Raw genomic sequence first — 18137 nt, 5'->3', positions numbered from 1 at the left:
TCTGGAGGTAGCTCAAATGTTTCAGGGCCTTAGAACCGTCATATACCCCGCCCCCGACCTGGAAGCCGCCAAGGAGTGGTGGAGCAGCGTCCTCGGAATGCAGCCGTACTTCGACGAGCCCTTCTACGTCGGCTTCAACGTAGGCGGATACGAGCTGGGCCTGGACCCCGAAGCCGACGTAGAAGCCGGGGCCGTCTCCTACTGGGGCGTTCGGAACATCGAGCAGGCGCTCGGAACCCTCATGGGCGGCGGAGCACAACCCCGGACCGACATCTTCGAGGTGGGCGAAGGGATCAGGGTGGCGACGGTTCTCAGTCCGACCGAAGACGTGGTCGGGGTTATCGAGAACCCCCACTTCAAGCTGCCCGACTAAGCCCGGCTCAGGAGACCTTCAGCTCGCCGCGCATGCCTAGCTCCTGGTGGTACTTGCAGAAGAACTTGAGAGCACCGGACTCGGGGAACTTGACCTCGACCTCTTGTTTGCCGCCCTCTTCGAGGTCCTCCGACACGTTTTGTTCGGTGACGGAGAAGTTGTGGATGTTGCCGCCCTCGTTGAACAGCTCCAGCGTGATCTCCTGCCCGGCCTGGCCGGTCATGACGGTCGGCTCGAAGTAGTTGTCGTCCAGCTCCAGCTCGATGCTGTCCTCGCCGGTTACGTCCGCCTCGTCGTGGAAGTTGGCGGTCTCGCCGCCGGAAAGTGCCATGGTCTCCTCGACGATCGGGGTGGGCGTGCCATCCGCCGCTTCGGTGCCGGTGGCGGACCCGGATCCGGTCCCCTCGGTGCCGGCGTCGCCGTCGTCGTCCCCGTTGCCGCCGCAAGCTGAAGCAAACAGAACCAGTACCGCAAAGATGCTGAGAAGTCGGGTGTAGCGAGCCATGTGGATCCTCCCCCTGGTGACCGGCAGATGTCGCAGGGGCTTATTGTAGAGGTTGACCTCCTACCTGCGGAAAGCCTGCATGAGCAGACAGATCTCTTTCAACAAATCGGTTCCTCTGGCCGGCCTCGGCGCGGTCCTGTTCGCCCATTTCGCTGCGCGGTTCGGCAACGTCAAGGGCGGAGTGCCTTCGCCGTTCGAGGCACCGGCGGGCGAGATCGCCGAATACTTCCTCGGCCAGAGCACCTTCCAGTCGGTGTCGTCCTACCTCTACGGACTGGCGGCGATCTGCCTGATCGTCTTCGGTGCCGGTATGTGGAGGCGCCTGTGCGACGCCGGCCACGAGGATGCTCGCGCCTGGGCGATCGTCGGGCTGGCGGGGACGGTGGTCTACGCAGTCCTGGTTCTTGTCGTCAGCCTTCTGCAGCTGGGTATGGTCGGGCTGGTCCACCGGGACGGCTTTTCCTCCGAGATGGTCGCCGGCCTGGCGATCCTCTGGGCGGTGGCGGTAACTCTCCTCGTCCCCGGGTCCGTCCCTCTGTTGCTCGGGTTCGGCATGGCCATCCGCAGGAGCGGCGCCTTCTCCGGGCTCCTTGCCAACTTCGCCCTGATCGGCGCCGTCCTGGGCGTGCTTCCGCCCCCCGAGGTTGTCGGACCGTTGTCGGCGTTCCTGGGCAGCCTGTTCTTCGTATTGAGTCAGGCCCAGCCCTGGATGCTGGTGTTCTGGATGCTGGGGACTGCGTTCGTGATCCGCCGGTCGGATCGCCCGGTCGACGACGAGGACCTGGAGCCCTTGGAGCCGGCCTCCGACTGAGTTGCCTGGTACTTCCCCCTGGGTTCGTTAAGGGGGGAGGAAACGAACCCAGGGGACACTTGAATCCGGCGTCAGGCCGCCTTTTCCAGCAGCAGCTTGAACTCCATGGTGCCGGTCGGCTCCACCGAGACGATGTTGGCCACGTTGGGGGCCTCGATGCCGAAGTCGGCCATGTGCATCCTCAAGGAGCCGACCACCTCCAGCGTTTCGGAGGCGAGCTGGGCCCGAACCGGTATCGACACCTGGCGGGTCACGCCGTGAATTGTGAGCGCACCGTCCAGCAGGAACTCGATCGGGTCGCCGGAGCCGAGGTTGTTCGGCAGATCCATCGGTCCCGGGCTTCGAAAGCTGGCCGTCGGGAAGCGCTCGGTCTCCAGTCCCCTGCGGCGCAGGGTCTCGTCCCGCCGGGGGCTGTCGCTGGTCAGGCGGCTCATGTCGACGTCAACTGCGATGCTCGAGATCGAGTAGCCGCCGTCTCTTCCGGAAACCGTGAAGCCGCCGGTGAGCCCGGTGGTCCTGCCGACCGCGTCGCTTGCCGCAGGCATGCGGGCCAGCTTCTCCTTCACCCGGTACCCCGCCTCGGACCCCTCACGGATCACCCAGCGCCCCGCCGCGTCGACATTCGGGAAGCGAGCCGACGCGTGGGTCTGGTCGTCCGGGTCGGTGAGGGAAACCGGCGCCCGGGCGTCCGGGGTGAAAAAGACCAGGTAGGCCGCGCCGATTCCCGCTACCGAGACCAGAACCAGGCTGCCCGCCAGAGCCTTGCCTTTGGACAACCTCACCCAAGATCCTGGCGCATGGTCTCGAACTCCTCGCGGGTGATCTCACCGCGGGCGTAGCGCATGCGGATCACCTCGGCGGGCGTCAGGAGACCCGGAGTCGCGGGCGGGACACCCGGGACGGCGGGGCTGCTGGTGGTGACCACCGTCCGGCGGTCGTCCCGATCACGCCTCGACTGAACCACGAGGTAGACGAGAAGGCCGATGATGATCAGCGCGCACAACATCCCGAAGCCGCCGCCGAAAAATCTGGGTCCGCCGAAATGGTGCTGGGGATATCCACGCATGATTGAAATCCTCCTGAAAAGCGGCTGTCGAATGCAGCCTGCCCTTAGGTAAACGATTCAGTGTGAAAGCTCTCTGAGGTCCGGTTAAGAACCAAGTGAGAATGGAAAAGCGGGGTTATTCGCCGGCCAGCGCAGGCTTCCCGGGGCCGGCTTCCGGGACTGTTTTGGGCTCGGGCGGAGGCGAAAAAGGCAGCGCCGGAAGGCTCAACCGGAACACCGAGCCGCCGCCCTCGGCGTTTTCGGCCGACACCGTGCCCCCGTGCGCCTGGACCACCCGCCGGACAATCGAAAGCCCGAGCCCCGAGCCGGGCATCGCCCGAGCCTCGGAGGCCCGGTAGAAGCGGTCGAAGATGTGCGGGAGGTCGGCTTCGTCGATCCCGGGGCCGTGGTCCCGAACTGTGACCTCGCCGCCCTGGACCCGGACCTCGACCACGCTGCCGGGCGGGCTCCACTTCCCGGCGTTGTCCAGCAGGTTGGCGACCGCGCGGTCCAGCCGGGAGGGAGCTCCCCGGACCAGGCCGGGTTTGAGGTCGGTGGTGAACTGCACCTGGGTCCAGTGGGTGCGGATTCGCTGGACCGCCCTTTCCACCAGGTGGTCAAGCCTGATCTCCTCCTCACCGGCCTCCGGCTCGTCGCCCCGGGCAAGGTCGACCAGGTCTCCCACCAGCACGGTGAACTCCTGGATCTGGACCTTGAGGTCGCTGAGCAGCTCCTGGTGCTCCTCCTCGGGCAGCTCGTCCGCCCGGGCGAGCACCTCGATGTTGGTTCTCAGGCTGGTCAACGGGGTCCGCAGCTCGTGGGATGCGTCGGCTACCAGCTGCCGCTGGGACTTCTGCGACTCGTCCAGGGCCTCCAGCATCGAGTTGAAGCTGTTGGCCAGGCGCCCGATCTCGTCGTTCCCCCCCACGTCGATACGGTGCGACGGGCTTCCCTCTGCGGCGACCCGCTCTGCCCCTTCGGTCAGGCGCTGGACCGGGACGAGGGCTGCCTGGGCGACCATCCGCCCCAGTCCTGCGGCCAGGGCGACGCCGCTTGCCGCGATGAGGCTGAGGAGCAGCCCGAGGCGTTTGAGGATCAGGTCGACCTCGTCGAGCGGCCGGACGACCATAACGGCCAGACCCTCGGTAAGCGGTGCGGTGATCACACGGACCCGGGTCCCGCCGACGCTCATATCGCTGAAGAAAGTCTCCCGCTGCCCGGCGGCGACCTGCCGGGCTTCCTGCGTGGCGGGGATCGTGATCGACTCGTCGGTGTCTCGAACGACGCCGCCTCGTGCGGTTACCACCTGAGCGTAGCCGGCGGCCGCGCCGAGCGGCGGCCGGACGTAGTGGGAGCCCTGGATGCTCTGCAGGTACTCGGCCCGCTGGAAAAGGGTGGTGTCCACCTGGTCCAGCAGCTGGCGGCGGACCGCGAAGTAGACGATTACCGAGGAGAGGGCCACGGCGATTGCCACCGCCAGGGCGGCAGAGAGGATCAGGCGGTTTCTAAAGCTCATTGTTCTCTTAGTACGTAGCCCACTCCACGAATGGTGTGGATCAGCCGGGGCTCACCCTCGGCCTCCATCTTCTTGCGCAGGTAGCCGATGTAGACCTCCAGCGAGTTCGACTCCGGCCCGAAGTCGAAGCCCCACACCCGGTCCAGAATGATCTCTCTGGTTAGTACCCGGCGGGGGTTGTTGAGGAACAGTTCGAGAAGCAGAAATTCGGTCCGGGTCAGCTCAATCGGCCGCCCGCCCCGCTTGACCTCCCGGGACACCGAGTCCATCGAAAGGTCTGAGAACTTCAGCATCTCCTGGCCCTCGGGTGAGCTGCGCCGAAGCAGCGCCCGCACCCGGGCGAGCAGCTCGTCGAGCGCAAAAGGTTTGACCAGGTAGTCGTCGGCGCCGGCGTCCAGGCCCTCCACCCGGTTGGCGACCGAGTCGCGGGCGGTGAGCATGAGGACCGGGGTGGAGTCTCCTGCGGCTCGGAGTCGCCGGCACACCTCCAGCCCGTCGACCCGGGGCATAAGCAGGTCGAGGATCATCAGGTCGGGCGAGGAGACCGCGAGGGACTTGAGGGCCTCGGCCCCGTCTCCGGCGGTCTCCACCTGGTAGCTCTCGAGCTTGAGGGCGCGCTGAACCGCGTCGCGCACAGCAGGCTCGTCATCGACAACCAGTATTCGCATTGCCCTCTTAGCTTGGCATCCCGCCAAGATCACTGCATTTAAGGGCCCGGGCCCCCGCTCAATTAAGCGAGGGCTGCCTGAGAAACAGGTGAGCCTGAACTGAGAGGGGGGTTAAGAGGGTGAAACGTGCGGGGCCCGTGCTTAGGTAGCATTCGGGCCATGGACAGGTCTTCCGTGCAGGACTGGCTGGACCGATACGTAGCGGCGTGGCGCGCGAACGAGCCCGGTCCCATCGGGGAGCTGTTCACCGAGGACGCGGTCTACGGCTACCGGCCGTGGGACAGCGATGAGCACACCGTTCGCGGCCGGGATGCAATCGTCGCCAGTTGGCTCGAGGAGCCGGACGATCCGGACGCGTGGGAGGCGCGCTACGAGCCGTACGCCGTGGAGGGCGACCGCGCCGTGGCCGTCGGCTGGAGCCGCTACCCGCCGACCCCCGAAGCGCCGGAGCGCATGTACCACAACGCCTACCTGATGCGCTTCAGCCCGGATGGGCGATGCGCAGAGTTCCACGAGTTCTACATGCAGGAGGGCCGTGACCCAGACGCCACTCCCGGGCCCGGGGTGTAGCTAGGCCAGGTGCTGCCCGAACCAGTCGATGAGCTCCTTGTAGACCTTGGTCGCAGCGTCGGCGTTGTACCGCTGGCCGGTGTCGTTGAAGAACGCGTGGTCGGCGCCCTCGTACTCGAGGAACTTGTTCTCCAGCTCCGCCTCCTTCACGGCTGCCTCCGCCGCGGCGCGGGTTGCTCCGACGCGGGTGTCCAGGGCGGCGTAGACCGCAAGGACCGCGGCGTTTGACTTGGAGAAGTCCGGGTTTTCGGGAGGGGTGCCGTAGAAGGGGGCGGCGGCGGCAAGCCTCTCGTCGCCGTCCTGCAGCATGGCCCACACCTGCCCGCCGCCGAAACAAAAGCCCATGATGCCCAACTTGGCGTCTGCGTTGCGCTTCTCCAGCTCGTCGAGACCGGCCTTCATGTCGGCGACAAAACGGGCCGGGGACGCAGCGCCCAAGGCCGCCATGGCCTTGGCGTCGTCGTTGAGGGCCGCGGTGCCGCCTTCCTCGGAGAGCAGGTCGATCGCCAATGCGGAGTAGCCGTCCCGCGCCAGGCGGCCGGCGACGTTCTTGAAGTGGTCCTTGAGGCCGCGGTTCTCGTGGATGACGAGCACGGCGCCTTTGGGGTCGCTCGCTGCCGCGTAGGCGCCGAAGACGTTTCCGTTCGGGCCGGGGAAGGTGATGTCCTCGCTGGGGAGTGCTCCGGCGGTAGGGTCGGAGGTGGTTGCGGTCGCCGAAGCGCTGGCCGTCGCCGAAGCGGATGCCGAGGCAGTTGCCCTCGGGCTTTCCGCGGCATCGTCCGCGCACGCAGCCAGCAGGCTTGATGCGGCCATCGCCCCTACGCCCATCATGCCCAACCGGCGGAGTGCCTCCCGGCGGCTGATCAGGCCGTCGGCGTAGTCGATTCCTACTTCTTCGACGAGGTACTTCTCGTGCTCCGTTTGCTGCATCCACCGCCTCCTTGCTAGGGCCGGGGGGGCGTCCTGCCACACTCCGGGCCGGTTTCGACCTACCCTTACACCCGTACCTGAAAAATTCCTTAGGAAGCGGCGAAAACAGGTAGAACTAGCGGCGGAGACACCTCAGGAGGGTTTATGCCGGTCAACGGGTGGAGCGACAAGCGCGAGCGCCAGTTCGAGCACATCAAGGAGAGCCTTCTGGAGCGAGGAGCAACCGACCGCAAGGCGGCCGAGATCGCTGCGCGCACCGTCAACAAGGTCCGGGTGATTACCGGAGAGGCGAAGTCAACTTCCAAGCCGTCCAAGTACGACCTCTCGGCCCGCCCCCCGGGATCCCGTTCCCGCAAAACGCGGACACTCGAGCAGCTTTACGCCGACGCCAAGAGGCTCGGGATCCATGGACGCTCCGACATGAACAAGCAGGAGCTTCAGCGGGAGGTCGACCGGAAAAAGCGCCAGTAGCTAGGGCCCGGCTTCCTTGCCGATCCACTCCAGGTACTCGTCGCTCCCCAGCGTCACCTCGGAAGCCACAATCTCGGGCGTCTCGTAGCTGTGCTTCTCCTTGATGAACGCTTCAAGTGCCGGGTAACGGTCACCGGTTGTTTTCATCAGGCACAACCACTCCTGGCCTATCTCGATCTCGTCCTTCCACCAGTAGGTGCTCTGGATCGGCCCCATGACCTGGACACAGGCCGCAAGCCTCGCCTCGACTATCGCCCGCGCCAGCTCCTGGGCATGGGTTTGTGACTCGGTGGTGGTCGTCACCTGCAGGTAGGTCTGGTTCACATCCGCTCCGTTTCGCCGCCTGTTGTTGAAAGACTATTCATCCCTCAGGATTGCTCTTCCCAGGATCGGGCATAACCCCTCCTACCGAAAACGGAAGGACCCCAAATGAACGACTCCACCGCCCGCAAGCTCCTAGAAGCGGAGCGATCCCGGCTCGAGGACGTCAAGAACACAGCGGAGCTGGAGACCCTGGACGAGTCCGAGACCCAGAGCTACCAGGAGCTGAGCTCGGTCGACCAGCACACCGGCGACCTCGGCACGGCTACCTTCGAGAGGGAGAAAGCCGACTCCATCCGCATCTCCGTCGAGGGGCAGCTCGCCGACGTGGAGCACGCCCTGGCACGCCTCGATGCCGGCACCTACGGCACCTGCGAGATGTGCGGCAAGAAGATCCCCGACGAACGCCTGAAGGCTCGCCCGGCCGCCCGGTTCTGCATCGCCGACCAGGCGAAGGTCGAGCGTCAGTCCACCGGACCTAGCTAGGTTCGAACCTCGCCACGTACACCTCGGTGAGGTAGTCGGGATCGCCGGTGTACAGGTTGAACGCCAGGGCCTTGCCGTCGCCGGTGAAGACCGGACGGTCGTACTCGTCGCCGGTCACGATGTTCGTCACTTCCCGGTCGTCCGGGGTCAGCACGTTGATCTCCACCTGGCCGGTCTCGACCGAATAGCGCTTGAAGGCAACCGCCTCCCCGTCCGGTGACCAGCCGGCGGAGGAGACCTCCAGGCCCTCCTTCTCCGGCACGATCACGGGCGCTTTGTCCCCGCCCTGGGTGGCGAGCCGGATGGTCCGTCCGAAGACCACCATCCGCCTCCGGTCCGGCGAGATCTGAAAGTCGTGGCCCTGGAAGCCGGCCACGACGTCCCCGTCGCGGTCCCGGAACGACACCACCAGGTTGGTGGCCACCACGTAGTTGCCGTTTTGCATCTGGCCGACGTTGAACACGCCCGTTCCCTGTTCGGCTTCGAAGAGGCTGGTGACCTTGCCGGACGCCGGGTCGATCGAGACGACCTGGGCCGGGTCGCCGTCGGGGGCGTCGATGTCCTGGATTGCCGCCAGCAGCCGTTTGCCGTCCCGGGCCCAGGCGACGGTCGAAGGGTTGAGCAGGAAGCCGTCGGGTACGACCGGTTGGACCTTCTGGATCTTCGACAGGGTCCCATCCTCGGCCTCCTCGGCGATGGTGAGGTCGGTGAAGAAGGACTCGCAGGAGGCGATCAATGCAACCCGGTCGCCGGATCCGCCCCGCACCAAACGCCCGCGCAGCGGGTCGGTGCCGTTCCCGACCACGGTTCGCTCCGAGCCGTCCAGCGGCCGGCGGAACATCACGGAGCCGGGCTGGCCCTCGCAGGCTGGAGCGGGGAACGCCGGGTCGGGCTCCTCGATGTACAGGGCTTCGCCGTCGGGTGTCGCACCGCCCACCAGACCGGTGCCGAGCTTCTCGGGGGTCTGGAACATGGAGAAGTCGACGGCGGGGCCGGGATCCGCAGGGCCGGATCCGGGCTGCGGTGTGCAGGCCGCCAGCACGACCATCAGGCACGCAAGAAGGCCGCTGGCCGGCCGCCGGAGTTTCACCGGATTCAGTGTAGCTACGGTCGAACCTAAGCCCGTCAGGCCGTGGGGATCAGCAGCCCCCTGCCGGCAAAGCCCACCGTGTGGTCCATGTTCTGCAGAAACGCAGACCTCAGCAGCCGTTTGTCCCGGATCTCCCAGAGCAGGACGCTGTTGACCCAGCCGGCGTCCCGGGCCCGGCCGATGCTCCAGTTCGCCATAACGTCGTCCAGCCGGCCGAAGATCTCGTCGAGCACCCCGACGAACCCGGTTGCAAACCAGACCTTGATCTCGTCCTGGGTGCTCTGCAGGATCGGGTTGACCAGGTCGTAGTCCTTCTTCACCCGGGCGTCTGGCCTCATCTTCATGTCCTTGCAGCTTTGAACAACCGCAATCGCCAGGTCCCGGTTGATGTGGGCGTTCATGCCGGCGATCGCAAACTGGATGGGGGCGATGCCCCGGCGGGACCGCTCCGAGAAGAGGGGGCGCCACGCCCGCGGGATGCCGTCCGGTTTGTGCAGGCTGTCGTGAAGCGCCTGGAAGTACAGGTTGGCGAAAACAATGTCCAGGTGGGACATCAGCTCGGGGTACTTGAAGAATCCCTCCCCGACGGCGGCCAGGACGTTCTCGGTTGTCTTGAGGTAGAGCTTGTTGAACCAGGCGACTCCGTCCCGGGTGGGCAGGGTCTGGTCTATGAGCCGCATCCGGGCCACCACCTGGTCGGTGGTCTTGACCTTCGGCTGCTTCAGAAGGTCCTTCAGTACGTCGTTGGGGGTGCTGATGGCCCGCCTCCCGTCTCCCGGTTCGCCGGTTTTCAACCTACCCCTCGCGCAGGTCCGGCACTACAATTCTCGGTACAAACATGAACCGGACTGCGTACAACTCGGTCTCCAAGGTGGTTACGGCGCTGCATGTCGCCCTATACAAGGCCAGCGGGGGACGGGTGGCCGGGCACATCGGGAAGATGCCGGTGCTGCTGCTGACCACCACCGGACGCAAGTCGGGGAAACAGCGGACCAAACCCCTGGGATACGTCAAGGACGGGGACGACTACCTGCTCGCCGCCTCCAACGCAGGCAACGACTACTTCCCGTCCTGGTGGCTGAACCTCAAGGCGAACCCGGTGGCCGAGATCCAGGCGGGCAGCCAGCGACTGGCGGTCAACGCCCGCAAGGCCTCACCCGAAGAACGCGAGCGAATGTTTCCGATGTTCGTTGCGGTCTTCAAGGGTTACGCCGGGTACGAGAAGAAGACCGACCGGGAGATCCCGGTGGTCATCCTCACCCCGCAGCTCTAGGGTGCGATTACCTTCTCAGGCTGGATCCTCATGATCAGGCGCTCTTCGCCCGGCTGGCGAAACGGGTAGGAGTCCTGGCCCAGGTACTTCTTCGCCATGGCGTCGATGTGAGCATCCGCCCCGTCGGAGGTGATGTCGACCACCTTGCCCTTGACGCTCAGCATGCTGTACGGGTTTTCCTGCTCCACGACCTCGACCGATACCCGGGGGTCCCGCTCGACGTTACGGACCTTCTTGCGCCCCTTGGCGGTGTTGATGAGGATGAAGTCGCCGTCGACGTCGATCCAGACCGGTGTTACCTGGGGTGAGCCGTCCGGCTCGAGGGTGGCGAGGTGGCCGAAGTTCGGCTTTCGGAAGAACTTTTTCTGCTCGTCGCTCAACACCTGTTGGCCTCCTTAGGTTCTTGTAGCTGTTGTACCCCAGATTACGTCTAGCTCACGCCTATATTGAGACTGTGGACTACGAGCAGACCATGAGCCGCCTTCGTGGGATGGCCGACCCGTCGAACCTTCCCGGCCAGGCCCGGTTCGGCATCGATACCTCGAACTCCCTCGGCATCTCGATGACCCGGCTGCGCCCGCTGGCGCGGGAAATCGGCAAGGACCACGCACTGGCTCAGAGCCTCTGGGACTCCGGGGTGCGGGAGGCCCGCATCCTCGCGTCACTGGTCGACGACCCTCAGCAGGTCACGCCGGAGCAGATGGAGTCGTGGGCGGCGGAGTTTGCCTCCTGGGAGGTGGTCGACGCTGCCTGTTGCAACCTGTTCGACCGGACCGAGCACCGGTACGCCAAGGCGCTCGAGTGGGCGGGCCGCGAGGAGGAGTTCGTGAAGCGGGCCGGGTTCAGCCTCATGGCCGGGATTGCGGTCCACGACCGGCGGGCGGCGGACGACCGGCTGCTCGCTCTTCTGCCGGTGATCGAGCGGGAGTCCTGCGACCGCCGGAACTTCGTCCGAAAGGCCGTGAACTGGGCTTTGAGGCAGATCGGCAAACGCAACCCGGCGCTGAACGAGGCGGCGATATCGGCTGCGGAACGCATCGCCGCAATGGATTGCCAAGGGGCTCACTGGGTGGCTTCCGATGCGTTGAAGGAGCTTCGCAGCCCGCAGGTTCAGCAGCGGCTAACGGTGAAGGCCAAAGGTTAGGGAATTGCCTCAGTTTGCCCGCGGAGCAGGCACCCTGTTAGTTTCACCTTCTTGGCAAGCAGAGCAAACGCTTCCCCCGCCCCGCGCGCATCCGGACTTCCCCGGCCAGGCGATTGGGATTTCGCGCCCGAATACCCACCCAGGTGGGATTCCGATGCCCAAATCATTGACCTCGTTTCGCTGCAGTACACCACGGAACCTGTCAGAAACAATGTATTTCGCGGGATTATTCGCGCTGCCGTGGCGCTTGGTCTCGCAGCCGGCTGCACCCTCTATCTCCAGGCGCAAAAGACGGTCACGGTCTTCGACCGGGGCGCCGAGCGCAGCATAGAGACCTTCGCCCCCACGGTCGGCGACGCCCTCACCCGGGCCGGCGTCGCCATTGGGCCTTCGGACAAGGTCCTGCCCGGGCTCGGGGCGCCGCTCACGCCCGGCCGCCGGATCGAGGTCATGCGGGCCAAGGACGTCGTCCTGGTGGTCAACGGCGAACGCAAGACCGAGCGGGTGACCGGCCGCACGGTCGACGAGGTTCTCAAAGAGCTTTCCGTGGTATCCCGCGGAGCGCTGATCGCGCCGGCTCCGAGCACCCCGGTCGACCCCGGCGACGAGATCGTCGTCGCCCAGTCCGTGGGCGCCACCGTCGTCTTCGACGGCAAGACCCAGCCGGTTCGCACGAACGTGCTGACGGCCGGGGGCCTGCTGCGCCAGCTCGGTGTGGTCCTGGGACCGTACGACCGGGTCGAGCCGAGCATCCTGGCCTACCCCTCAGAGGGCTCCACCATCAAGGTGGTCCGGGTCAACCAGGCGGTCGAGAAGCTCCACTCCAAGGTTGGCTTCAAGCGCCAGACCGAGCAGAGCGACAAACTTGAGCTGGGCATCCGCAAGGTGTCCAAGCCCGGTGTCGAAGGCATCCGCGAGAGTTCGTACCGGATCCTCTACGAGGACGGCAAGGTCAAGTCACGAACCTTCCTCGGCGCCAAGACCCTTAGGGAGCCCTCGCCCGAGGTCACCCTGGTCGGCACCAACCGCCCGACCCTCAAGGCCGCAAGCCACAACCAGGCCGGAAAAGCCTCCTGGTATCACCAGCCCGGCCTGATGGCCGCCCACCGGACGCTGCCCTTCGGCACTGTGGTGCGGGTTACCAACGTCGCCAACGGCAAGCAGGTTACGGTCACCATCCGGGACCGGGGCCCCTACATAGACGGCCGGGTCATCGACCTGTCCGACACCGCGTTCAACCAGCTCTCGCCGACCTCCCGGGGCGTGCTGAACGTAAAGGTCGAGTGGTAGGCCGCAGGCTTCTAAGCCCTGCGGACGTCGGAGAGCTGGCACGGCGGTACGGGATAGTTCCCACGAAGGCTCTCGGCCAGAACTTCGTAATCGACCAGAACACCATCCGCCGCATCGTCCGGCTGGCCGGGATCGCACCGGAGGACAGGATCATCGAGGTCGGCGCAGGCGTCGGGACCCTCACTCTCGGGCTGGCCGAGGCGGCACAGCACGTCACCGCCATCGAGCTGGACCGGAGGCTGATCCCTGCTCTGGAGGAGGTCCTCGAGGGGACCGACAACGTCGACGTGGTGGTCGGCGACGCCATGGACCTCGACTTCGCTCCGCTGGTTGCAGGGGGGCCGCACCGGCTGGTGGCCAACCTGCCCTACAACATCGCCACCCCTCTGATCGCCGACCTGCTGCAGCAGCGGCCGGAGATCACGGACTTCGTGGTGATGGTGCAGCGGGAGGCCGGCGAGCGGTTTGTCGCCCCGCCGGGATCGAAGGCCTACGGCGCGGTGAGCCTGCTGGTTGCGTACCACTCGGAGGCGAAGCTGCTGGGCAAGGTGCCGGCGTCGGTCTTCTGGCCGGTGCCCAAGGTGGAGTCGCTGCTGGTCCGGCTCACTCGGCGTGAGCCGGTGGCGGACCTCGGGGGCCCGGAGCTCATGCGGGTGGTTCGTGCGGCGTTCAGCCAGAGGCGCAAGACAATTCGGAATACTCTTGCATCCGGGCTCGACATGGAGGTGGGCGAGGTAGAGGCGGCCCTCGCCCGGGCGGGGGTCGACCCCGGCGCACGGGCGGAAGCCCTGGGCTTGGACGAGTTCGCCGGATTGGTGAGGGAGCTGCGGTGATAAAGACTATCGGCCGGGCCAAGGTCAATCTGTGGCTGGCGGTCGTCGGCCGGCGGCCCGACGGCTATCACGAACTGGAGAGCGTGATGCAGTCGATCAGCCTCGGCGACACGCTGACCATCGAGCCGGCGGAGCACTCCGAGGTGGCCATCAAGTGGGCCGACGGCCTGGACGGGCCGATTCCGGCCGCACCGGACATCGTCCAGCGCACCGTCGCCGCCGCACGTCTGAAGTGTGCCGAGCGCCCGTCGATCACAGTCGAAAAGAGGATTCCCGTCGGGGCCGGGCTCGGAGGAGCCAGCGCCGACGCTGCGGCCGCCCTCGTGGGGCTGACCCGCCTCGAGGGGCCGGAGTGCGCGGGGTCGCTCGACGTCGACGTGCTGGCCCGACGGCTCGGGGCCGACGTTCCTTTCTGCCTCAAGGGAGGGGTGGCACTGGCCACCGGCGTCGGTGACGTCCTCAGTCCTCTGGAGAGCCCGGCCACCCTGTGGTGGGTCCTGGGTATCTCCGAAGGCGCCCTCTCCACGCCTAAGGTCTACCAGCACTACGACGAGATGGTCCCCACCGGGGGCCGCCCGTCCGGAAACGGCCGGCCGGCGGGCAGCGCCGCTGCGCTGATCACCGCGCTGGCCGCCGGCGACGTCGAAGCAATCGCAGGCAACCTGGCGAACGACCTGGAGATCGCCGCGTTCGACCTGATGCCGTCACTCAAGGTGCTGAAGCGGGCGATGTCCGACAGCGGAGCCCTCGGGGCGATCATGACCGGGAGCGGCTCCGCGATCATCGGGCTCTGCCGGGACGAGGCGCACGCCCAAGAGGTGGCCACAGGTGCCGCCGGCGCGTTCCAGCGCGTGGAGGTCGTTTCGGGGACTACCGCTGGAGCCGAGCTGCTGGAGGGCTAGCGCCCGCTACTCGTCGTCGTCGTTCTCGCCGTTGCACCCGGTGTCCTGGCGCTCGCCGTCCAGTGACCGGTAGTCGATAAGTCCGTCTCCGTCGTCGTCGTAGCCGTTCCGGCACGCCGGGGCGAACGGGTTGAGGCTCCGGTGTACCGGCCCCGTCGGTTGCGGTGCCGGAGCCGGTGCGGGCTGTGGCGCGGAGGCCGGGGGCGGGTTCAGCGCAACCGGCGCCGGGGGAGGTGGGGGAGGCGGCGGAGGAGGCGCCGGAGCCGGGTTCTGTGCCTGGTCGGCCGGCGGAGCGGGTGCAGGAGCGGGCGCCGGGGCCGGGGGGGCGGGCGGCGCCACCGGGGTGCTGGGAGTTACGTTGGTGGCGGCCAGGCGGCCCAGAGGGTTCAGCTCAAAGGTGTCGATGATCTGCTCTTGTTCGGTCAAACCGGCGCCGGGCTCCCCGGCGGGCAGCTGGACCGGTGCCTTGGCCCGGCCCGAGTGTTCTCTGAGCTCCGCGATCACCACGAGGCGTTTGCTGTCGTCGACCGACGGGGCGGTTGTGGTGAGCACCAGCCGCTCGGTGCCGTCCGACTCCAGGAACGAGCTCTCACTCGGTGCGACGGTTCGCCGGCCGGCCACCTGGTAGACGAAGATGCCCTCCGAGGTGGTGACGTACATGAGGGATTTTGCCTTCAGCTTGTCGAGTTTCATGAAGGGCGCCCCGTAGGTGGCCCGGTACCCGGCGACGCCGAAGGTTCCACCCTCTCCCGGCATCACCGTTCCCGGGTAGTGGCCGGGGCCCATTCGAAGCTCGGAGGTGCCGGTGCCCTGGACGACGATCTTGTCGAGTTCCAGCTCAGGGATCTGCAGCCGGGCGATCGGGGTGCCGGGTACAGGGGCGGGTTGCTCTGGTACGAACTGAACCGGCGCAGGGACGCTGCCCTCGGCGGCCGGTTGACTTTCGAGTTGGAGCGGAGAAGCCACCAGGCCCGAGATGAACTGCCGGCGCAACGCCTCCTGGGCGGCCTCCTCGACCGCGTCGGTTCGGTGCAGGGCAAGCAGCCCGGTGGCCGACGCGATGGTGACCACCATCCCAAGCAGCAACGCCGAAATAATCAGGCCGCGGGCGTGGGGGACGTGGAACCGGAGCCGATGCGGGAGCCCGATGTACGGCATCCGCATGTCCGGTAGGTGGAGGCGCCGGGTGCCCGCGCCGATATAGCCAAGGGAAGCCATCAACAGGTTCCAAGGTGACCGCCGCCTGGATAAAGCCAGTTCCGAGACCTCTCGCACTCTAACGAGAGTAGTTTTTTCCCACAGCGGGGTCAATCGCCTTAGTTGGCCGGAAGCAGGCGACGACGGTGTTAAATGTAGGGGAGGGGCGTCCACCCGCCTATTCCGGGATAGTGTAATGGCAGCACCAGGGTCTTTGGATCCCTTAGTCAAGGTTCGAATCCTTGTCCCGGAGCGTGAGATCAATGCCGCCGCCCAACCCGCCCGAACCCGATTCTCCTAAGCTGTCGGTCGTGATCCTGGCGGCCGGCGCCGGGAAGCGTTTCCACTCCGACCTTCCGAAGGTGCTCCACCGAGCAGCAGGCCTGCCGCTGGTGCACCACGTCCTTTCGGCGGCTCACTCCCTGCCCGGCGTCGAACAGGTGCTGGTGGTCATCGGGAACGGGGCGGACCGGGTCTCCGGCTACATCGAGGAGCATTTTCCCGACACCGTCTTCGTCCACCAGACCGAGCTGTTGGGCACCGGCGATGCGGTTGCACGCTGCAAGGACGCCCTGGCCGGCTTCGACGGCACGGTCCTGGTTCTGTCTGGCGACAGCCCGCTCGTCACCACCCAGACGCTCGCCCGCCTCACCGAAGCCCACCGGCTCAAAGGGTCTGCCGCCACCGTTCTGACCGCCACGGTCCCCGACCCCGCCGGGTACGGCCGCATCCTCCGGGATGCCGCCGGCGAGGTCTTCGACGTGGTCGAGGAGAAGGACGCTTCCGAGGAGCAGCGAAAGGTCGCCGAGGTCTCCAGCGGCATCTGGTGCTTCGAGCAGGAGGAACTGTTCGATGCGCTCGGCCGGATCGACAACAACAACGCCCAGGGCGAGTACTACCTGCCGCAGGCGGCGCTGGTGATTGCCCGGGACGGCAGCGGCCTGGGCTCGGTCTCCACCCCGGATGCCGCGGAGATAGAGGGCGTGAACGACCGGCTGCAGCTGGCGGCGGCCGCAAAGGTCCTGTGGAGGCGCAAGATCGCCGAGTTGGCGGCCTCCGGAGTGACCGTGGAGGACCCCGACACCACCTACGTCGACGTCGGCGCCGAGGTCGGGCCGGACACGGTGCTGCGGCCCCTCACCTTTATAGAAGGCAGGACCCGGGTGGGGGAGGGCTGCCTGATCGGCCCGTCGACCCGGCTGGTCGACTCGGTGGTCGCCGACGGGGCGGAGGTGACGTTTGCGGTGGTCAAGGAGTCGCACATCGGCCCCGGTGCAACGGTCGGGCCGTTTGCGTCGCTCAGAGTCGGTACCCGTATGGAGGCGGGCTCGAAGGCGGGGACCTTCGTCGAGACCAAGAAGTCGACCATCGGGGAGGGCTCCAAGGTCCCCCATCTGTCCTATATAGGCGACGGCCAGATAGGGAAAGGGGTCAACATCGCGGCAGGAACCATCACCGCCAACTACGATACGGAGAGCAAGGTAAAGTCTCCGACGGTGGTGGAGGACGGCGCCTTCACCGGCACCAACACCACCCTGATAGCCCCGGTTCGGATCGGGCGCAACGCCGGCACCGGCGCAGGATCGGTGGTCACCAAGGATGTCGAAGACGGGCAGATCGTTGCCGGTGTCCCCGCCAGGCCTTTTAGGAAACGAAAGCTGGAGCAGGAGTAATGCAGATTTCCGTTAAGAAGCGGGCGATGATCTTCTCCGGGACGTCGAACCCGGACCTGGCAGAGGAGATAGCGGTACACCTGGGAATGCGCCTGGGAGAGGTGGAGGTCAGCCGGTTTGCCTCCGGTGAGGTCTACGTCCGCTTCCACGAGTCCGTCCGCGGCACCGACGCCTTCGTCGTCCAGAGCCACTGCCACCCGGTGAACGAGATGATCATGGAGCAACTGTTCATGATCGACGCACTGAAGCGGGCCAGCGCCAAGCGCATCAACGCAGTCATCCCCTTCTACGGCTACTCCCGCCAGGACCGCAAGTCGCTGGCCCGGGAGCCGATCTCCGCCCGCGTGGTCATGGACCTTCTGGCGGCGGTCGGCGCCGACCGGGTGCTGACGGTCGACCTGCACAGCGGCCAGACCCAGGGCTTCTTCGACGGTCCGGTCGACCACCTGACCGCCCTGCCGATCCTGTCGAAGTACGTTGAGCTGAACTACCCGGACAACCTGGTGGTCGTGGCCCCCGACGCCGGCCGGGCCGGGCATGCCGCAAAGTTCGCCCGGCATTTGCACGCCGACATCGCGGTCATGAACAAGAGCCGGCGGACCGACGTTCGCAACGTCAGCCAGACCGCCGGGCTGATCGGCGACGTCGAGGGGAAGATCTGCCTGGTCGTGGACGACATGATCGACACCGCCGGCACGCTCTGCGGCGGGGTGGTCGAGCTGATGAACCACGGCGCCAAGGAGGTTATTGCCGTCGCGACCCACGGGATCTTCTCCGGGGAGGCGATGAAGCGGATCGAAGACTCGCCCTTGAAAGAGGTCATCGTGACCAACAGCCTGCCCTCGGGACTCGAGGCGCAATCCGACAAGATCACGGTTCTCTCCATCGCCACGATCCTGGCCTCGACGATCAAGGCGGTCTTCGAGGACGAGTCGGTTTCGGAGATCTTCCAGGGCGAGCACCTGGAGGCCAGTCCGCCGGAGCGGGGGCTGGGTGGTCTTGATTAAAGCGGACAGGAGCGAGACTCGGTTTTACCGGG

Annotated in this window: 23 protein-coding genes and 1 tRNA gene; 13 read left to right on the top strand and 11 right to left on the bottom strand. The window is 66.4% G+C overall.

Annotated features, from left to right (window positions below; all coding sequences use genetic code 11):
- Positions 1–16: 16 nt before the first annotated feature.
- Positions 17–373 (top strand): VOC family protein, encoded by a 357-nt coding sequence (locus tag VFV09_12470; GenBank protein HEU4868527.1) that lies wholly within the window; start codon positions 17–19, stop codon positions 371–373.
- 7 nt (positions 374–380) lie between these two features.
- Here the strand turns inward: VFV09_12470 and VFV09_12465 are convergent, their stop codons facing one another.
- Positions 381–878, bottom strand: a complete 498-nt coding sequence (locus VFV09_12465; protein HEU4868526.1) for a cupredoxin domain-containing protein — start codon at positions 876–878, stop codon at positions 381–383.
- Positions 879–957: 79 nt separating this feature from the next.
- On the opposite strand from VFV09_12465, the gene VFV09_12460 reads away from it, so the two are divergent.
- Positions 958–1689 (top strand): hypothetical protein, encoded by a 732-nt coding sequence (locus tag VFV09_12460; GenBank protein ID HEU4868525.1) that lies wholly within the window; start codon positions 958–960, stop codon positions 1687–1689.
- A gap of 71 nt (positions 1690–1760) precedes the next feature.
- Here the strand turns inward: VFV09_12460 and VFV09_12455 are convergent, their stop codons facing one another.
- From VFV09_12455 to VFV09_12440, 4 genes are all read right to left on the bottom strand, one after another.
- Positions 1761–2471: a YceI family protein gene (locus VFV09_12455; protein ID HEU4868524.1), complete on the bottom strand. Its 711-nt coding sequence runs from the start codon at positions 2469–2471 to the stop codon at positions 1761–1763.
- The gene (locus tag VFV09_12450; protein ID HEU4868523.1) at positions 2468–2755 is read right to left on the bottom strand and encodes an SHOCT domain-containing protein; all 288 of its coding nucleotides are present in this window, start codon (positions 2753–2755) and stop codon (positions 2468–2470) included. The genes VFV09_12455 and VFV09_12450 overlap by 4 nt, the downstream gene beginning before the upstream one ends.
- 115 nt (positions 2756–2870) lie before the next feature.
- Complete coding sequence (locus VFV09_12445) at positions 2871–4250, bottom strand: HAMP domain-containing sensor histidine kinase (GenBank protein HEU4868522.1); 1380 nt, start codon at positions 4248–4250, stop codon at positions 2871–2873.
- Positions 4247–4918, bottom strand: a complete 672-nt coding sequence (locus tag VFV09_12440; protein ID HEU4868521.1) for a response regulator transcription factor — start codon at positions 4916–4918, stop codon at positions 4247–4249. The genes VFV09_12445 and VFV09_12440 overlap by 4 nt, the downstream gene beginning before the upstream one ends.
- 159 nt (positions 4919–5077) lie before the next feature.
- On the opposite strand from VFV09_12440, the gene VFV09_12435 reads away from it, so the two are divergent.
- On the top strand, positions 5078–5488 hold the full coding sequence (locus VFV09_12435; protein HEU4868520.1) for a nuclear transport factor 2 family protein: 411 nt from the start codon (positions 5078–5080) through the stop codon (positions 5486–5488).
- On the opposite strand, the gene VFV09_12430 is transcribed toward VFV09_12435, so the two are convergent.
- Entirely contained in the window at positions 5489–6418 is a 930-nt protein-coding gene (locus tag VFV09_12430) for a dienelactone hydrolase family protein (protein ID HEU4868519.1), read from the bottom strand.
- A 144-nt stretch (positions 6419–6562) separates the two neighbouring features.
- Between VFV09_12430 and VFV09_12425 the strand changes: the two genes are divergently transcribed.
- Positions 6563–6889 carry a plasmid stabilization protein gene (locus tag VFV09_12425; protein ID HEU4868518.1) on the top strand — a complete coding sequence of 109 codons (327 nt, stop codon included), beginning with the start codon at positions 6563–6565 and terminating at the stop codon, positions 6887–6889.
- On the opposite strand, the gene cutA is transcribed toward VFV09_12425, so the two are convergent.
- Positions 6890–7213, bottom strand: a complete 324-nt coding sequence (cutA, locus tag VFV09_12420; GenBank protein ID HEU4868517.1) for a divalent-cation tolerance protein CutA — start codon at positions 7211–7213, stop codon at positions 6890–6892.
- Between the two features lie 105 nt (positions 7214–7318).
- Here cutA and VFV09_12415 point away from each other — a divergent pair, with 105 nt between their 5' ends.
- The gene (locus VFV09_12415; protein ID HEU4868516.1) at positions 7319–7696 is read left to right on the top strand and encodes a TraR/DksA C4-type zinc finger protein; all 378 of its coding nucleotides are present in this window, start codon (positions 7319–7321) and stop codon (positions 7694–7696) included.
- Here the strand turns inward: VFV09_12415 and VFV09_12410 are convergent.
- Both VFV09_12410 and VFV09_12405 read right to left on the bottom strand, forming a co-directional pair.
- The gene (locus VFV09_12410; protein ID HEU4868515.1) at positions 7689–8786 is read right to left on the bottom strand and encodes a WD40 repeat domain-containing protein; all 1098 of its coding nucleotides are present in this window, start codon (positions 8784–8786) and stop codon (positions 7689–7691) included. The two genes, VFV09_12415 and VFV09_12410, sit on opposite strands and share 8 nt — an antisense overlap.
- A 35-nt stretch (positions 8787–8821) precedes the next feature.
- Entirely contained in the window at positions 8822–9580 is a 759-nt protein-coding gene (locus tag VFV09_12405; GenBank protein ID HEU4868514.1) for a DUF5995 family protein, read from the bottom strand.
- Positions 9581–9624: 44 nt separating this feature from the next.
- Here VFV09_12405 and VFV09_12400 point away from each other — a divergent pair, with 44 nt between their 5' ends.
- The gene (locus VFV09_12400; GenBank protein ID HEU4868513.1) at positions 9625–10059 is read left to right on the top strand and encodes a nitroreductase family deazaflavin-dependent oxidoreductase; all 435 of its coding nucleotides are present in this window, start codon (positions 9625–9627) and stop codon (positions 10057–10059) included.
- On the opposite strand, the gene VFV09_12395 is transcribed toward VFV09_12400, so the two are convergent.
- Positions 10056–10439: a PPOX class F420-dependent oxidoreductase gene (locus VFV09_12395; protein ID HEU4868512.1), complete on the bottom strand. Its 384-nt coding sequence runs from the start codon at positions 10437–10439 to the stop codon at positions 10056–10058. The genes VFV09_12400 and VFV09_12395 overlap by 4 nt on opposite strands.
- A gap of 74 nt (positions 10440–10513) precedes the next feature.
- Between VFV09_12395 and VFV09_12390 the strand changes: the two genes are divergently transcribed.
- From VFV09_12390 to ispE, 4 genes are all read left to right on the top strand, one after another.
- Positions 10514–11203: a DNA alkylation repair protein gene (locus VFV09_12390; protein ID HEU4868511.1), complete on the top strand. Its 690-nt coding sequence runs from the start codon at positions 10514–10516 to the stop codon at positions 11201–11203.
- A 240-nt stretch (positions 11204–11443) separates the two neighbouring features.
- A complete protein-coding gene (locus VFV09_12385) occupies positions 11444–12493 on the top strand; it encodes a ubiquitin-like domain-containing protein (protein HEU4868510.1) in 1050 nt (349 codons plus the stop codon).
- A complete protein-coding gene (gene rsmA / locus VFV09_12380; protein HEU4868509.1) occupies positions 12487–13326 on the top strand; it encodes a 16S rRNA (adenine(1518)-N(6)/adenine(1519)-N(6))-dimethyltransferase RsmA in 840 nt (279 codons plus the stop codon). Before VFV09_12385 ends, rsmA begins: the two co-directional genes overlap by 7 nt.
- Positions 13323–14228 carry a 4-(cytidine 5'-diphospho)-2-C-methyl-D-erythritol kinase gene (ispE, locus tag VFV09_12375; protein HEU4868508.1) on the top strand — a complete coding sequence of 302 codons (906 nt, stop codon included), beginning with the start codon at positions 13323–13325 and terminating at the stop codon, positions 14226–14228. Before rsmA ends, ispE begins: the two co-directional genes overlap by 4 nt.
- 6 nt (positions 14229–14234) lie before the next feature.
- On the opposite strand, the gene VFV09_12370 is transcribed toward ispE, so the two are convergent.
- Positions 14235–15446: a class E sortase gene (locus VFV09_12370; GenBank protein ID HEU4868507.1), complete on the bottom strand. Its 1212-nt coding sequence runs from the start codon at positions 15444–15446 to the stop codon at positions 14235–14237.
- 161 nt (positions 15447–15607) lie between these two features.
- Between VFV09_12370 and VFV09_12365 the strand changes: the two genes are divergently transcribed.
- The 3 genes from VFV09_12365 to VFV09_12355 all read left to right on the top strand — a co-directional run bounded on the left by VFV09_12365 (position 15608) and on the right by VFV09_12355 (position 18105).
- Positions 15608–15678 (top strand) — tRNA-Gln (locus VFV09_12365).
- A gap of 10 nt (positions 15679–15688) precedes the next feature.
- A complete protein-coding gene (gene glmU / locus VFV09_12360; GenBank protein ID HEU4868506.1) occupies positions 15689–17098 on the top strand; it encodes a bifunctional UDP-N-acetylglucosamine diphosphorylase/glucosamine-1-phosphate N-acetyltransferase GlmU in 1410 nt (469 codons plus the stop codon).
- Positions 17098–18105 carry a ribose-phosphate diphosphokinase gene (locus tag VFV09_12355; GenBank protein ID HEU4868505.1) on the top strand — a complete coding sequence of 336 codons (1008 nt, stop codon included), beginning with the start codon at positions 17098–17100 and terminating at the stop codon, positions 18103–18105. The genes glmU and VFV09_12355 overlap by 1 nt, the downstream gene beginning before the upstream one ends.
- The last annotated feature ends 32 nt before the right edge of the window (positions 18106–18137 follow it).

The sequence above is a fragment of the Actinomycetota bacterium genome, from assembly GCA_035759705.1.
Lineage (GTDB): Bacteria > Actinomycetota > CADDZG01 > JAHWKV01 > JAHWKV01 > JAJCYE01.
This window is presented reverse-complemented; position numbering and strand designations above follow the sequence as displayed.

Bases quoted from the DNA above. Each gene is read 5' to 3' on its own strand.
- glmU (HEU4868506.1), top strand. From the start codon at position 15,689: ATGCCGCCGCCCAACCCGCCCGAACCCGATTCTCCTAAGCTGTCGGTC.
- VFV09_12355 (HEU4868505.1), top strand. From the start codon at position 17,098: ATGCAGATTTCCGTTAAGAAGCGGGCGATGATCTTCTCCGGGACGTCG.
- VFV09_12450 (HEU4868523.1), bottom strand. From the start codon at position 2,755: ATGCGTGGATATCCCCAGCACCATTTCGGCGGACCCAGATTTTTCGGC.
- VFV09_12460 (HEU4868525.1), top strand. From the start codon at position 958: ATGAGCAGACAGATCTCTTTCAACAAATCGGTTCCTCTGGCCGGCCTC.
- VFV09_12400 (HEU4868513.1), top strand. From the start codon at position 9,625: ATGAACCGGACTGCGTACAACTCGGTCTCCAAGGTGGTTACGGCGCTG.
- VFV09_12445 (HEU4868522.1), bottom strand. From the start codon at position 4,250: ATGAGCTTTAGAAACCGCCTGATCCTCTCTGCCGCCCTGGCGGTGGCA.
- VFV09_12440 (HEU4868521.1), bottom strand. From the start codon at position 4,918: ATGCGAATACTGGTTGTCGATGACGAGCCTGCTGTGCGCGACGCGGTT.
- VFV09_12430 (HEU4868519.1), bottom strand. From the start codon at position 6,418: ATGCAGCAAACGGAGCACGAGAAGTACCTCGTCGAAGAAGTAGGAATC.
- VFV09_12435 (HEU4868520.1), top strand. From the start codon at position 5,078: ATGGACAGGTCTTCCGTGCAGGACTGGCTGGACCGATACGTAGCGGCG.
- VFV09_12465 (HEU4868526.1), bottom strand. From the start codon at position 878: ATGGCTCGCTACACCCGACTTCTCAGCATCTTTGCGGTACTGGTTCTG.
- VFV09_12470 (HEU4868527.1), top strand. From the start codon at position 17: ATGTTTCAGGGCCTTAGAACCGTCATATACCCCGCCCCCGACCTGGAA.
- VFV09_12415 (HEU4868516.1), top strand. From the start codon at position 7,319: ATGAACGACTCCACCGCCCGCAAGCTCCTAGAAGCGGAGCGATCCCGG.
- VFV09_12425 (HEU4868518.1), top strand. From the start codon at position 6,563: ATGCCGGTCAACGGGTGGAGCGACAAGCGCGAGCGCCAGTTCGAGCAC.
- VFV09_12370 (HEU4868507.1), bottom strand. From the start codon at position 15,446: ATGGCTTCCCTTGGCTATATCGGCGCGGGCACCCGGCGCCTCCACCTA.